Here is a 13,117-nt window from a genome sequence, read left to right as displayed (position 1 = left end):
CCACGGCGACGGAAGGTTCCACTCCCTTGACTCACGCACGTGCTCGCATCGGTGTCCTCGGACTGGCCCTGCTGGCGGGGCTCGCGACCACCCCCACCGCGACGGCGGCCGAGGCCCCCACCGTCGAGGAGCAGCGGCTCGACAGGGCGGCACCCCAGGAGATCCTGCGGCGGTCCGGATTCGACACCGTGGCACCGCGGTTCGGCCGGGCGCTCGACGCGGCGCACTCGTACGCGCAGGCCGAGCGCGTCGTCGAACGGGAGGGCGCGCGGCTGTGGCGGCGGGCCGTGGACCGGGCCCAGGGCCGCGGCCCCGCGGGCGGCGACCTGAGCCGGGACGACGACCGGCCGCTGTACTGGGCGCGACTCGGCATGACCCGCGAAGTCCGCTCGTGGGAACCGGAGTTCGGCCTCACGGACGCGCAACGGCGTTCCCTGCTCGACACGTTGGAGGAGAACTCGCGCGGGCAGAACGCCGTCCGCTATCCGCACGGCAAGGGTGTGAAGCGCGTCCTGCTCACCGGGTTCGACCCGTTCACGCTGGACCGCGACGTCCGGATCTCCAACCCCTCGGGAGCCGGGGCGCTCGCTCTCGACGGGACGACGATCCAGACCGCGGACGGCCCCGCCCGCGTCGAGACGGCGGTCTTCCCGGTGCGCTGGCGGGACTTCGCCGACGGGACGGTGGAACGGACCCTGCGCCCGCACCTGGGCCGGGTGGACCTGTTCACGACGGTCAGCCAGGGCCGGGTCGGCCGCTTCGACGTGGAGCGGACCAACGGGGCCTGGCGGGGCGGCTTCCCGGACAACGAGAACGTCTCCCGCACGGAGACCGTCCCCGTGGCCGACCCGGCATCCCAGCCGCAGTGGACGTCGACGACGCTGCCGTACGGGGCGATCACGGCCGCGGACACCGGGCGCTTCCCGGTGTACGACAACACCTCGGTGACGGAGATACCGGCGGGCGGCACGGAACCGGTCGTGCGGCCCGGGGGCCCGACGCCCGGTTCGACGGCCCGTGCCGGGGGCGGCGGCAACTACCTGTCCAACGAGATCGCGTACCGGGCGACGCTGCTGCGGGACCGGCTCGGCCTGGGCTCCTCGCTGCCGGGCGGCCATGTCCACACGCCGGTGCTGGAGTTCGGCGCCGGGAACACGGACCCCGCGACCGGAGCGGTCACCGACCCCGGGTTCGTGCGGAACCGGCTGGACATCATCGCGCAGGTCCGGTCGATCCTGCGGACGGCCCTCGAAGCGGGGTGACCGGCGGGCGGCCGTCGGTCAGCGGACGGTCCTCGCGAGGTCGGTGACGGCCGCGACCGCGAGGGCCTCGGTCATGCGGGGGCGGCCCCCTGGTCGCCCCCGTACGGGGCGCCCGCGTGGGGGTGGCCCGCGTCCGGGTGGCCCCCGGCGCTCTCCTCGTCGGGTTCCCCGGTCCGCTCGCCGAGCAGGTCGCGCGCCATCAGGGTGGCGCCCGCGACCGCGCCCGGCATCAGGAAGACCGCGACGAACGGGACCACGAAGGCGACGGCGAGCGGGGTCCCGAAGCCCCAGACGAGCGTCTTGCGGGAGCGCAGCAGGGCGAGGCGGGCGCGCAGTTCGACGCGCCTGCGCTGGAGGGCCACGCCGGTCAGCTCCTCGGTGAGGAAGAAGCCGGTGACGAAGAACCCGGCCACCGGCACGGCGGTCTGGCCGACGACCGGGACGAAGCCGAGGGCGAAGAGCAGGACGCCCCACACGAGGGCCCGGACCAGGATGCGCAGGCTGTCCCGGGCGGAGATCCACAGCTCGCGCCAGAGCGGCAGGCCCGACTCGGGGGCGGTGCCGTCCGGGGAGACGTCCCGGTCGACCTTCTCGGAGAGGGACTCGTAGAAGGGCTGGCCGACGAGCAGGGTGACCGCCGTGAACGTCAGCACGGAGAGGGCCAGGGCGAGGACGAAGAGGACGGCGGTGAGGAAGCCGCGGAAGAGGCCCTGCCAGGGGCTGCCCCAGTCGTCCGCGAACGGGGTCGCCCAGGTGGTGACGTCCTCGCCCCACAGGGCCAGGGCGGTGAGGGCCGCCGCGTACAGCACCAGGGTGATCAGGCCCGGGAGCAGTCCGAATCCGTACTGTTTCCCGTGCCTGGCCACCCATCGCTGACCTTGCACCAAGTAGTGGAAGCCCGCCCCGAAATCACGCATGGACCAGACCCTACCGGGCGTTCCCGGCGCGCCCGGCGGCAGGTTTCCCGGGGTCCGGACGGGCCCGGCGCGGCGGCACTCGCGGCCTCAACACCCCGCCGTGGCACGGGAGTCGGAGGAGCGGGCCTCACCCTGCCGCTCGGAGAACGGACGAAGGGCCGCACCCCGGTGCGGGGTGCGGCCCTTCGTCGTGCGCGACGCGCGCGGTCAGACGAGCGTCACGGTGATGTCGCCCCGGGTGGCCTTGGAGTACGGGCACACCTGGTGGGCCCGCTCCAGGAGGGACCTGGCCGTGTCCGCGTCCACGTTCGGGATGGCGGCGGAGATCTCGACGATCAGGCCGAAGCCGTCCTCGTTCTTGCCTATGCCGACCTTCGCGGTGACGGTCGAGCCGGTGAGGTCGGCCTTCTCCTGCCGGGCGACGACACCGAGCGCGCCCTGGAAGCAGGCGCTGTACCCGGCGGCGAAGAGCTGCTCCGGGTTGGTGCCGGCGCCGCTGCCGCCCATCTCCTTCGGCGGATTGACGACGACGTCGAGCCTGCCGTCGTCGGTGGCGACCCGGCCGTCGCGCCCGCCCTCGGCGGTGGCGACGGCGGTGTAGAGGACCTCGGACTGCTGGATGGACATACGGTGCTTCCTCCTTGGTCCGCCGCGACTCGCGCCCACGATCGCGACGACTTCGGAAAGAAGTTACCGTATGCCGGAAGTCCAGCGACAGGCTCCGGGGGCCCGGAGCCCGCCCGCTCCCTGACCCGCCCGCTCCCTGACTCAGAGCTTGACGATCATCTTCCCGGTGTTGTCGCCGCGCAGGACGCCGAGGAAGGCCTCCAGGTTGTTCTCGATGCCCTCGACGACCGTCTCGCGGTACTTGAGCTCGCCGGCGCGGACCCAGCCGCCGACCTCCTCGACGAACTGCGGCTGAAGGTCGTAGTGGTCGCCGACGAGGAAGCCCTCGATGCGGCCGCGGGTCTGGATGAGACGGGCGAGGTTGCGCGGGCCGGGGGCCGGCTCGGTGTCGTTGTAGACCGAGATCATGCCGCAGACCGCGATCCGGCCGCCCTGGTTGAGCCGGCCGATGGCGGCCTCCAGGTGGTCACCGCCGACGTTGTCGAAGTACACGTCGACGCCGTCCGGGGCGGCCTCGCGCAGCTGCTGGGCCACCGGGCCCTTCTTGTAGTTGAAGGCGGCGTCGAAGCCGTACTCGTCGACGAGCAGCTTGACCTTCTCGTCCGAACCGGCCGAGCCGATGACCCGCGAGGCGCCCTTCAGCTTCGCGATCTGGCCGACCTGGCTGCCGACGGCACCCGCGGCGCCGGAGACGAAGACGGAGTCGCCCTCCTTGAAGGACGCGGTGCGCAGCAGGCCCGCGTACGCGGTCAGGCCGGTCATGCCGAGGACGCCGAGGTACGTGCTCAGCGGGGCGGCGTCCGGGTCGACCTTGACGGCCTGCTCGGCGCTCACGGCGGCGTACTCGCGCCAGCCGAGGAAGTGCAGCACGTGGTCGCCGACGGCGATCCCCTCGGCCTTGGAGGCGACGACCTCGCCGACCGCGCCGCCCTGCATGACCTTGCCCAGCTCGAAGGGCGCGACGTACGACTTGGCGGCACTCATGCGGCCCCGCATGTACGGGTCCACCGAGAGGTACTTGTTGCGTACGAGGACCTGCCCGTCCCGGGGCTGCGGGACCTCGGCCTCGACCAGGTCGAAGTCCCCGGTCTCCGGCCAGCCGACCGGGCGGCTGAGCAGGTGCCATTCGCGGCTGACGGCGGGGAGCTGGGGCGTGTCGGTCATGGGTGCCTTTCCTGAGCGCCTGCGGAGCGGCTCTCGCGCAGTTTGTTTCATTACCTGAAACAACCATGCTCCTGAATATTTCAGGATGTCAAGTAACCGGGTAGCCTGGAGCGCATGTCCCCGCAGAAGACCCGCCCCGACGCCCTGACGGTCGAGGTCGTCGACCTCATCGGCGGTGTGGTGGCCCGCTACCACGAGGAGTACGAGGAGGCGGCCGCCGAGCACGCGCTCACCGGCGCCCAGGCGCGGCTGCTCAGCCTGCTCACACTGGAGCCGCTGCCGATGCGGCGGCTGGCCCAGAAGCTGCGGTGCGAGCCGTCGAACGTGACGGGGATCGTGGACCGGCTGGAGGCGCGCGGGCTGGTCGAGCGGCGCCCGGACCCCGCGGACCGGCGCGTCAAGCTGGCGGCACCCACGGAGGAGGGCCGCCGGATCGCCCGCAGCCTGCGGGACTCCCTCGACTTCGCCCGCGAGCCGCTCGCCGGGCTCTCCCACGAGGAGCGGCTGTCCCTGCGGGAGCTGCTCCGGCGCATGCTCGACGCCTGACGCCTGACGCCTGACGCCTGACGCCTGACGTTCGCGGTGCCGGGGTGCCCGGCGCGGGCGCCGGGTGCCTCTCTCGCGCCGGTACCGGGGCCGGGGCGCCCGGTGGGGATCCTCGCCACCGGGACGCCCGGGGGGTGCGGCGGCGGGGCGCGGAGGCCGCTTCAGGGGCGCCGTCCCTCGGGGCGCGTCCCGCCGGGCCGTGGTCGGGGGCGGGGGGCGCGGGCCGGGGTGACGGGACGCAACGTCCGTACGCGCACGGCCTGGTGCGGCCGTGTCAGGTGCACCACCACAGGAAGCGGCTGCACGTCTTCGTGGGGGACGGGGCCGGGGTGGGCGGGGCCGAGGTGGGCTCCGCGGACGGGGTCTCGGGGGCGCCGGGGGCCGACGTCGCGGCCGGGGCCGAGGGCGAGGCACCGGTGAGCGGGCCCGTGGACGCCGAGGCCTGCTGCGCGTCCTTCTCCTCGTCCCCGTCCTTCTTCTCGTCCTCCGCCGACTCGGACGCCGACGGGGACGCGGAGTCGCTCGGCGAGCCCGAGGGCTTCGCGCCGCCGCCGCCCGCCGCGGAGCCGCCCGGCGCGGACGTCTCGCCGGCCGCCGATCTCGCGCCGCCGTCGGCCCGTTCGTCGGCCGTCGCCGCGCTCGGCGCGGACCCCGGCACCTCGATGCCGAGTTCGGCGAGGCTCAGGGCGCCGGCCGCGAGCAGCAGCCCGGCGCCGACCAGCAGGGCCCCGCGCCGCCGGCGCCGGTGAGCGGCGGCCCTGCGGTCGCGCCGGCCGGCCCGTCCGCCGTCCCGGCCGCGGGTCCGGTCACCGCCACGGCCGCGGCCGCGTGCCGCGGCCCGGCCGGGACGCTCGGCGCCGTCCTCGTAGGGCTCGGCGGCGTCGTCCGTCCCGGCGTGCGCGACGGGCTCGTCCGGTGCGTCGGCGTGCGTGCGGCACGCTTCGGCGGGGGTGCCGCACCCCGGGCAGGCGAGGGCGCCGTTGAGGTGCCTTCGGCACGGCTGGCAGTAGTCCATGACGCCGGAAGACTAGGTTCCTCACAGGTAACGTTCCTAGTCACAGCTGTGAAAGTTGTGTGGGGAACGATGCGTTCCGGCCCGTCGACCAGCCCTCCCTCCGGTTCGCGTGCGCGACGAGCGCGGCATACCACCGGAATCCGTCGCGGGTGGTTGTGTTCGACCCATTGACACTCTCGGGGCTGCGTCCTTACTGTCACGCCAGCATTTCGAACGCATGACGAAATTTCGAACAGAACGAAGAGCACAGGGGGCAACTGCCGTGCGCATCACGGGAATCAGCACGCACGTGGTCGGGACGCCGTGGCGGAACCTGACGTACGTCCAGGTGCACACCGACGAAGGACTCACGGGAGTCGGCGAGACCCGGATGCTGGGCCACACCGACGCGCTGCTCGGCTATCTGCGGGAGGCCGAGGTCAACCACGTTCTCGGCTCCGACCCGTTCGCCGTCGAGGACCTCGTGCGCCGTATGAAGTACGGCGACTACGGGCGGGCCGGCGAGATCGTGATGTCCGGTATCGCGGTGATCGAGATGGCCTGCTGGGACATCAAGGGCAAGGCGCTGGGCGTACCGGTGTGGCAGCTGCTGGGCGGCAAGGTCACCGACAAGGTGAAGGCGTACGCCAACGGGTGGTACACGACCGAGCGCACTCCCGAGGCGTACCACAAGGCCGCCCAGGGCGTGATGGAGCGCGGGTACAAGGCGCTGAAGATCGACCCGTTCGGGACCGGCCACTTCGAGCTCGACCACGAGCAGAGCCTGTACGCGGTCTCCCTCATCGAGGCCGTGCGCGACGCGATCGGCCCGGACGCCGAGCTGATGCTGGAGATGCACGGCCGCTTCTCCCCCGCCACCGCCGTGCGGCTCGCCCACGAGCTGGCGCCGTTCAAGCCGGCCTGGCTGGAGGAGCCGGTCCCGCCGGAGAACCTGAAGGCGCTGGAGAAGGTCGCCGCCAAGGTCGACATCCCGCTCGCGACCGGTGAGCGCATCCACGACCGCATCGAGTTCCGCGAGCTGTTCGACCAGCAGACCGTGGACATCATCCAGCCCGACGTCGGCCACATCGGCGGCATCTGGGAGACCAGGAAGCTGGCGGCGACCGCCGAGACCCACTACATGCTGGTGGCCCCGCACAACGTGGGCGGCCCGGTGCTGACCGCCGCGAGCCTCCAGGTCGGCTTCACCTCGCCGAACTTCAAGATCCTGGAGCACTTCAACGACTTCGCGGACGCGGAGATCAAGAAGGTCGTCAAGGGCGCCCCGCAGGTCGTCGACGGCTACTTCGAGCTGTCCCACGAGCCCGGTCTCGGCGTGGAGCTGGACGTCGACGCGGCGGCCGAGTTCCCGCAGCAGCAGGCCCGGTTCGACCTGTGGGCGGACGGCTGGGAGCAGCGCAGGCCGAAGGGGACGCAGTGAGCGGCGCGGTCGTCGTCGAGGCGCCGGGCGAGCACCGGCTGGCCCCGCACGAGCCGGTGCCGCCGGCGGCCGGTGAGGCGCTGGTCCGCGTCCACGCCGTCGGCATCTGCGGCAGCGACCGCGAGCTCTACCAGGGCAACCGGCCCGAGGGGTACGTCCGTTATCCGCTGACGCCGGGCCACGAGTGGTCCGGGACCGTCGAGGCGGTGGGGGCCGGGGTGCCGCCGGCGCTGGTCGGCCGCAAGGTCGTCGGCGAGGGCTTCCGCAACTGCCAGGTGTGCGACCGCTGCCACGCGGGCGAGACCACCCTGTGCAGCGCGGGGTACGAGGAGACCGGCTTCACCCAGCCGGGGGCGATGGCCCCGACGCTGACGCTGCCGGCCCGGCTGCTCCATGTCCTGCCCGACGACGCCGACCTGACGGCCGCCGCCCTGCTGGAGCCCGCCGCGTGCATCGCGGCCGCCGCGCTCAAGGCGGACGCGCGGCCCGGCGAGCGGGTCGCCGTGGTCGGCACCGGCACGCTCGGGATGTTCGCCGTGCAGTTCCTGCGGGCGGGGTCGCCCGCCGAGCTGCTCGTGGTCGGCACCCGCCGGGACCGCGCGGCGCTGTCCGAGCAGTTCGGCGCCACCGGCTTCCTCACCCGGGACCAGGAACTTCCCGACGACTTCGACGTGGTGATCGAGACCGCCGGGTCCGCGTCCGCCGCGCGCACCGCCGCCTCCCTGCTGCGGCGCGGCGGGCGCCTGGTCCTGACGGGCATCCCGGCTCCGGGCGCCGAGGGACTCGACCCCACCGACCTCGTCGTACGGCAGCTGGAGGTGCACACCGTGTTCGGTGCGCCGCCGGACGCCTGGGCGCACGCGGTGCGGGTCTTCGGCGCCGGACTGCTGGACCCGCTCCCGCTGATCACGCACGAGCTGCCGCTCGCCGAGTTCCCGCAGGCCATCGAGCTGGTGGGATCCGGCGACCCGAAGGTCGGCAAGGTCCTGCTGCGCCCCTGAGCCGTACGCCGGTACGGGGGTCCTGACACCCCGTACCGGCGTACACCCACCGACACGAATGTCGTCCGAAATACCGAACATGAAGGACAGCTTGTGAGCGACGCTCCCACCACGGCAGCCCGTCGACCCGGCGAGCGGGCACTCGCCGCGCTCGGCCTGGGCGCTCCCGCCCTCTCCCCCGCCGACGCCTCGCCGCACACGTTCCCGGGAGGCGGCCGCTGGCGCACCGAGGTCCCCTCCGTGGAGGGGCCCGAGGCCCTCGCGGTGGTCCTCAAGGAGTCCTCGCGGCTCGACGTGCCGATCCACCGGATCAGCCAGGGCAGCGGCGTCTGGATGCTGACCGACGCCGAGATCACCGAGATGGTGGAGTCCACCGGCGAACGCGACATCGAGCTGTGCCTGTTCACCGGCCCGCGCGGCACCTGGGACATCGGGGGCTCCGTGCGCACCGACTCCCGGGGCGGCGGGCTGCGCGCCCGGGGGCACGACGCGGTGGCCGGCTGCGTCGAGGACGCCGTTCGGGCCACGGAGCTGGGCGTCACGTGCCTGCTCGTCGCCGACGAGGGCGTGCTGTGGACGCTGCACCGGGCCCGCGAGGCGGGCATCCTCCCGGCGGACACGACCCTCAAGGTCTCGGCGCTGATCGGCCCGGTGAACCCGGCCGCCTACGCCGTGTACGAACAACTGGGCGCCGACTCCGTCAACGTGCCCAGCGATCTGACGCTCGATCACCTCACCGAGATCCGGCGGGTGTCCGCCGCCCCCATGGACATGTACATCGAGGCCCCCGACGATCTCGGCGGCTACGTGCGCATGTACGAGGTCGCCGAGCTGATCCGCCGCGGCGCCCCGATCTACCTCAAGTTCGGACTGTCCAAGGCGCCCGCGATCTACCCGTACGGCACCCACCTGCGCGACGTCACCCTGGACACCGCGCGGGAGCGGGTGCGGCGCGGACGCCTGGCCCTGGACCTGCTCGCCCGGCACGGCGCGGACGGCGACATGGCAGCCCTCGGTTCCCGGCTGCCGGGCCCGCTCCGGCGGTTCGCAACTCCGTCGTAACGTTCTGAACTCAGCCCTTCACAAAAGACGACGCAGCCGCACACAATCCCACACACCTCCTCTCGGTCCTCCCGCACAGCCGCACTTCCCGACCGAGCCCGCCGAACATCAAGGAAGATGATCATGCGCAATCGCAGAGCAGCGCTCGCCGCCGTAGCCACCGCCGCCTCCCTGGCGCTCACCCTCTCCGCCTGCGGGCAGGACAGCGAGGGCGGCAGCGAGGACAAGAAGGGCGACGCGAAGGGCTCCACGGTCGGCATCGCGATGCCCACCAAGTCGTCCGAGCGGTGGATAGCCGACGGCGCCAACGTCGAGAAGAACCTGAAGTCGGCCGGCTACAAGACCAAGCTGGTGTTCGGCGAGGACGACCCCGACACCCAGGTCTCGCAGATCGAGAACATGATCACGCAGGGCGTCTCCGCCCTGATCATCGCGGCCATCGACAACAAGTCGCTGGACAACGTGCTCCAGCAGGCCGCCGACGCGGACATCCCGGTGATCTCCTACGACCGCCTGATCCTCGGCAGCAAGAACGTCGACTACTACGCCTCGTTCGACAACGAGAAGGTCGGCGAGCTCCAGGGCGGCTACATCGTCGACAAGCTCGGGCTGAAGGACGGCAGCAAGAAGGGCCCGTTCAACGTCGAGCTGTTCGCCGGCTCCAACGACGACAACAACACCAAGTACTTCTTCCAGGGCGCGATGAACGTCCTCCAGCCGTACATCGACAAGAAGCAGCTCGTCGTCAAGTCCGGCCAGACGCAGCTGAACCAGGTCACCACGCTGCGCTGGGACGGCGGCACCGCGCAGAAGCGCATGGACGACCTGCTGACCTCGGCGTACAAGAGCGGTCGCGTCGACGCGGTGCTCTCGCCGTACGACGGCATCTCGATCGGCATCCTCTCGGCGCTGAAGTCCGACGACTACGGCAGCAAGAGCAAGCCGCTGCCGATCGTCACGGGCCAGGACGCCGAGGTCGCCTCGGTGAAGTCGATCATCGCCGGTGAGCAGACGCAGACCGTCTACAAGGACACCCGCAAGCTCGCGGAGGTCGCCTCGAACATGGTGGACGCGGTCCTCAACGACAAGAAGCCCGAGGTCAACGACACCAAGACGTACGACAACGGGGCGAAGGTCGTGCCCGCCTTCCTGCTGGAGCCGGTCAACGTCGACAAGTCCAACTACAAGGAGACCGTCGTCGACTCCGGCTACATCAAGGAAAGCGACCTCAACTAACCGCCGCGTCTTCAAGGATTGGTAGGCACGACCATGGCGGGACCCGTCCTGGAAATGCGCTCGATCGTCAAGACCTTTCCCGGCGTCAAGGCGCTGTCGGACGTCTCTCTGAGTGTCCGTCCGGGCGAGGTCCACGCCATCTGCGGGGAGAACGGCGCCGGGAAGTCGACCTTGATGAAGGTCCTCTCCGGCGTCCACCCGCACGGGAGTTACGAAGGGGAGGTCCTCTTCGAAGGGGAGCCCTGCCACTTCAAGGACATCCGGGCGAGCGAGCAGCAGGGCATCGTGATCATCCACCAGGAGCTTGCCCTGGTGCCGTATCTCTCCATCGCGGAGAACATCTTCCTCGGCAACGAACACGCCACCCGCGGGTTCATCAGCTGGAGCGAGACGCTCAAGCACGCGAGCGAACTGCTGCGCCGGGTCGGGCTGGCCGAGCACCCCGACACGCGCGTCGCGGACATCGGCGTGGGCAAGCAGCAGCTCGTCGAGATCGCCAAGGCGCTCTCCAAGAGGGTCAAGCTGCTGATCCTCGACGAGCCGACGGCGGCGCTGAACGACGAGGACAGCGGCAAACTGCTCGACCTCATCCTGGGGCTCAAGGACGAGGGCATCACCTCGATCATCATCTCGCACAAGCTCAACGAGATCGAGCGCGTCGCCGACTCGGTGACCATCCTGCGCGACGGTCGGTCCATCGAGACCCTCGACGTGAAGGCGCCGGAGACCACCGAGGACCGGATCATCAGCGGCATGGTCGGACGCGACCTCGACCACCGCTTCCCCGAACGGACCCCGCACCAGCCCGAGGTGGGCGCGGCGCCGGCCCTGGAGATCCGCAACTGGACCGTGCACCACCCGATCGACCAGCAGCGCAAGGTGGTCGACGACGTGTCGATCTCCGTGCGCCGCGGGGAGATCGTCGGGATCGCCGGCCTCATGGGCGCCGGGCGCACCGAGCTGGCGATGAGCGTCTTCGGGCGCACCTACGGCCGGTACGCGGGCGGCACGGTCCTCAAGGACGGGGTCGAGATCCGTACGAAGTCGGTGCCGGAGGCGGTCAAGCACGGGATCGCGTACGTCACCGAGGACCGCAAGCACTACGGCCTCAACCTCATCGACACGATCAACCGCAACATCTCGCTCAGCGCCCTCGGCAAGGTCGCCCGGCGCGGTGTCGTCGACGAGCACGGGGAGCGGCAGGTCGCCGAGGGCTTCCGCACCTCGATGAACATCAAGGCGCCGACCGTCTTCGAACCGGTGGGCAAGCTGTCGGGCGGCAACCAGCAGAAGGTCGTCCTCAGCAAGTGGATCTTCGCGGGTCCCGACGTGCTGATCCTGGACGAGCCGACCCGCGGCATCGACGTGGGCGCCAAGTACGAGATCTACACGGTCATCGACAAGCTGGCCGCCGAGGGCAAGGCGGTCGTCTTCATCTCCTCCGAGCTGCCGGAGCTGCTCGGCATGTGCGACCGCATCTACACGATGGCCGCCGGCCGGCTGACCGGCGAGGTGCCGCGGGCCGAGGCCACGCAGGAAGTGCTGATGCGCCAGATGACGAAGGACAAGAGGTAAGAGCGATGAGCACAGATGTGACCGCCAAGAGCCCCGCGCCGGCTCCCGCCGGCAAGGGCGGCCCGGCGGAGGCCGACGGCCTGTGGCAGCTGGTGGTGGACGGCATGCGCCGCAACATGCGGCAGTACGGGATGCTGATCGCCCTCGGCCTGATCGTCGTCCTGTTCGCCGTGTGGACCGACGGGGACCTGCTGCTGCCGCGCAACGTCTCCAACCTGGTCCTGCAGAACAGCTACATCCTGATCCTCGCGATCGGCATGATGCTCGTCATCATCGCCGGGCACATCGACCTGTCGGTCGGCTCGCTCACGGCCTTCGTGGGCGCGGTGGCGGCGGTGCTGATGGTCGAGCACGACGTGGCCTGGCCGGTCGCGGTGCTGCTGTGCCTGGCGCTCGGCGCGGCCGCCGGGGCCTTGCAGGGGTTCTTCATCGCGTATCTCGGCATACCGTCGTTCATCGTCACCCTCGCCGGGATGCTGCTCTTCCGCGGCCTGACGGAGATCTTCCTGGAGGGCCAGACGCTCGGCCCGTTCCCCAGCGGTCTCCAGAAGGTCGCCAACGGCTTCCTGCCCGAGGTCGGCCCGGACACCAACTACCACAACCTCACGCTGCTGCTCGGCTTCGCGGTGATCGCCTTCGTGGTCATCCAGGAGGTCCGGGACCGCCGGCGGCAGCAGGAGTTCGCGCTCGACGTGCCGCCCGCCAAGCTCTTCCTGCTGAAGCTGGTGGCGCTGGTCGCGGCGGTCCTCACCGTCACGATGATGCTGGCCAGCTACAAGGGCGCCCCGGTGGTGCTGATCATCCTCGGTGTCCTCGTCGTCGGCTTCGGCTACGTGATGCGCAACGCCGTCATCGGCCGCCACGTGTACGCCATCGGCGGCAACCTCCCCGCGGCCAAGCTGTCCGGCGTGCGGGACAAGAAGGTCACCTTCCTGGTCTTCCTCAACATGGGCATGCTCGCGGCCCTGGCGGGCCTGGTCTTCGCGGCCCGCTTCAACGCGGCCTCACCCAAGGCAGGCGTGAACTTCGAACTCGAGGCGATCGCCGCGTCGTTCATCGGCGGTGCGTCGATGAGCGGCGGCGTGGGCACGGTCCTCGGCGCGATCATCGGTGGCGTCGTCCTGGGCGTGCTCAACAACGGAATGAACCTCGTCGGGGTCGGCAGCGACTGGCAGCAGGTCATCAAGGGCCTGGTGCTGCTGGCGGCCGTCGGCTTCGACGTGTGGAACAAGCGCAAGGTCGGTTCGTAGGTCCGGTCGTGCGGGGGTCCTGACGGGCCCCCGCACCTATCT

General features: G+C 71.2%; 12 protein-coding genes. 8 read left to right on the top strand and 4 right to left on the bottom strand.

Annotated elements, in window-relative coordinates; translation table 11 throughout:
- Positions 1-26 precede the first annotated feature (26 nt).
- Positions 27-1,262: a pyroglutamyl peptidase gene (locus ACWGIS_RS10010; RefSeq protein WP_453361895.1), complete on the top strand. Its 1,236-nt coding sequence runs from the start codon at positions 27-29 to the stop codon at positions 1,260-1,262.
- Between the two features lie 71 nt (positions 1,263-1,333).
- On the opposite strand, the gene ACWGIS_RS10005 is transcribed toward ACWGIS_RS10010, so the two are convergent.
- The 3 genes from ACWGIS_RS10005 to ACWGIS_RS09995 all read right to left on the bottom strand — a co-directional run bounded on the left by ACWGIS_RS10005 (position 1,334) and on the right by ACWGIS_RS09995 (position 3,970).
- Complete coding sequence (locus ACWGIS_RS10005; protein WP_453361894.1) at positions 1,334-2,179, bottom strand: EI24 domain-containing protein; 846 nt, start codon at positions 2,177-2,179, stop codon at positions 1,334-1,336.
- Positions 2,180-2,386: 207 nt separating this feature from the next.
- Positions 2,387-2,806, bottom strand: a complete 420-nt coding sequence (locus ACWGIS_RS10000; protein ID WP_453361893.1) for an organic hydroperoxide resistance protein — start codon at positions 2,804-2,806, stop codon at positions 2,387-2,389.
- A 141-nt stretch (positions 2,807-2,947) separates the two neighbouring features.
- The gene (locus tag ACWGIS_RS09995; RefSeq protein WP_453361892.1) at positions 2,948-3,970 is read right to left on the bottom strand and encodes an NADP-dependent oxidoreductase; all 1,023 of its coding nucleotides are present in this window, start codon (positions 3,968-3,970) and stop codon (positions 2,948-2,950) included.
- 114 nt (positions 3,971-4,084) lie between these two features.
- Here ACWGIS_RS09995 and ACWGIS_RS09990 point away from each other — a divergent pair, with 114 nt between their 5' ends.
- Entirely contained in the window at positions 4,085-4,516 is a 432-nt protein-coding gene (locus ACWGIS_RS09990; RefSeq protein WP_453361891.1) for a MarR family winged helix-turn-helix transcriptional regulator, read from the top strand.
- 274 nt (positions 4,517-4,790) lie between these two features.
- Here the strand turns inward: ACWGIS_RS09990 and ACWGIS_RS09985 are convergent, their stop codons facing one another.
- Positions 4,791-5,531, bottom strand: coding sequence for an SCO2400 family protein (locus ACWGIS_RS09985; protein WP_453361890.1), 741 nt, complete (start codon positions 5,529-5,531; stop codon positions 4,791-4,793).
- A 262-nt stretch (positions 5,532-5,793) separates the two neighbouring features.
- Between ACWGIS_RS09985 and ACWGIS_RS09980 the strand changes: the two genes are divergently transcribed.
- From ACWGIS_RS09980 to mmsB, 6 genes are all read left to right on the top strand, one after another.
- Positions 5,794-6,951 (top strand): mandelate racemase/muconate lactonizing enzyme family protein, encoded by a 1,158-nt coding sequence (locus tag ACWGIS_RS09980; RefSeq protein ID WP_453361889.1) that lies wholly within the window; start codon positions 5,794-5,796, stop codon positions 6,949-6,951.
- Complete coding sequence (locus ACWGIS_RS09975) at positions 6,948-7,952, top strand: zinc-dependent alcohol dehydrogenase (RefSeq protein WP_453361888.1); 1,005 nt, start codon at positions 6,948-6,950, stop codon at positions 7,950-7,952. The genes ACWGIS_RS09980 and ACWGIS_RS09975 overlap by 4 nt, the downstream gene beginning before the upstream one ends.
- Before the next feature lie 93 nt (positions 7,953-8,045).
- Positions 8,046-9,014 (top strand): hypothetical protein, encoded by a 969-nt coding sequence (locus ACWGIS_RS09970; protein ID WP_453361887.1) that lies wholly within the window; start codon positions 8,046-8,048, stop codon positions 9,012-9,014.
- A 123-nt stretch (positions 9,015-9,137) separates the two neighbouring features.
- Positions 9,138-10,250, top strand: a complete 1,113-nt coding sequence (chvE, locus tag ACWGIS_RS09965; RefSeq protein ID WP_453361886.1) for a multiple monosaccharide ABC transporter substrate-binding protein — start codon at positions 9,138-9,140, stop codon at positions 10,248-10,250.
- A gap of 33 nt (positions 10,251-10,283) precedes the next feature.
- On the top strand, positions 10,284-11,825 hold the full coding sequence (gene mmsA / locus ACWGIS_RS09960) for a multiple monosaccharide ABC transporter ATP-binding protein (protein WP_453361885.1): 1,542 nt from the start codon (positions 10,284-10,286) through the stop codon (positions 11,823-11,825).
- Positions 11,826-11,830: 5 nt separating this feature from the next.
- Complete coding sequence (gene mmsB / locus ACWGIS_RS09955; RefSeq protein ID WP_453361884.1) at positions 11,831-13,075, top strand: multiple monosaccharide ABC transporter permease; 1,245 nt, start codon at positions 11,831-11,833, stop codon at positions 13,073-13,075.
- Positions 13,076-13,117 lie beyond the last annotated feature (42 nt).

It is taken from the genome of Streptomyces sp. NPDC054842 (assembly GCF_053611025.1).
The sequence above is the reverse complement of the archived record's forward strand: the minus strand, read 5'-3'. Positions and strand labels throughout refer to the sequence as shown.

What these genes read in the sequence shown, in the direction of transcription:
- ACWGIS_RS10005 (WP_453361894.1), bottom strand. Translation starts at nt 2,179, where the DNA reads ATGCGTGATTTCGGGGCGGGCTTCCACTACTTGGTGCAAGGTCAGCGA.
- ACWGIS_RS09995 (WP_453361892.1), bottom strand. Translation starts at nt 3,970, where the DNA reads ATGACCGACACGCCCCAGCTCCCCGCCGTCAGCCGCGAATGGCACCTG.
- ACWGIS_RS10000 (WP_453361893.1), bottom strand. Translation starts at nt 2,806, where the DNA reads ATGTCCATCCAGCAGTCCGAGGTCCTCTACACCGCCGTCGCCACCGCC.
- ACWGIS_RS09985 (WP_453361890.1), bottom strand. Translation starts at nt 5,531, where the DNA reads ATGGACTACTGCCAGCCGTGCCGAAGGCACCTCAACGGCGCCCTCGCC.
- chvE (WP_453361886.1), top strand. Translation starts at nt 9,138, where the DNA reads ATGCGCAATCGCAGAGCAGCGCTCGCCGCCGTAGCCACCGCCGCCTCC.
- ACWGIS_RS09990 (WP_453361891.1), top strand. Translation starts at nt 4,085, where the DNA reads ATGTCCCCGCAGAAGACCCGCCCCGACGCCCTGACGGTCGAGGTCGTC.
- mmsB (WP_453361884.1), top strand. Translation starts at nt 11,831, where the DNA reads ATGAGCACAGATGTGACCGCCAAGAGCCCCGCGCCGGCTCCCGCCGGC.
- mmsA (WP_453361885.1), top strand. Translation starts at nt 10,284, where the DNA reads ATGGCGGGACCCGTCCTGGAAATGCGCTCGATCGTCAAGACCTTTCCC.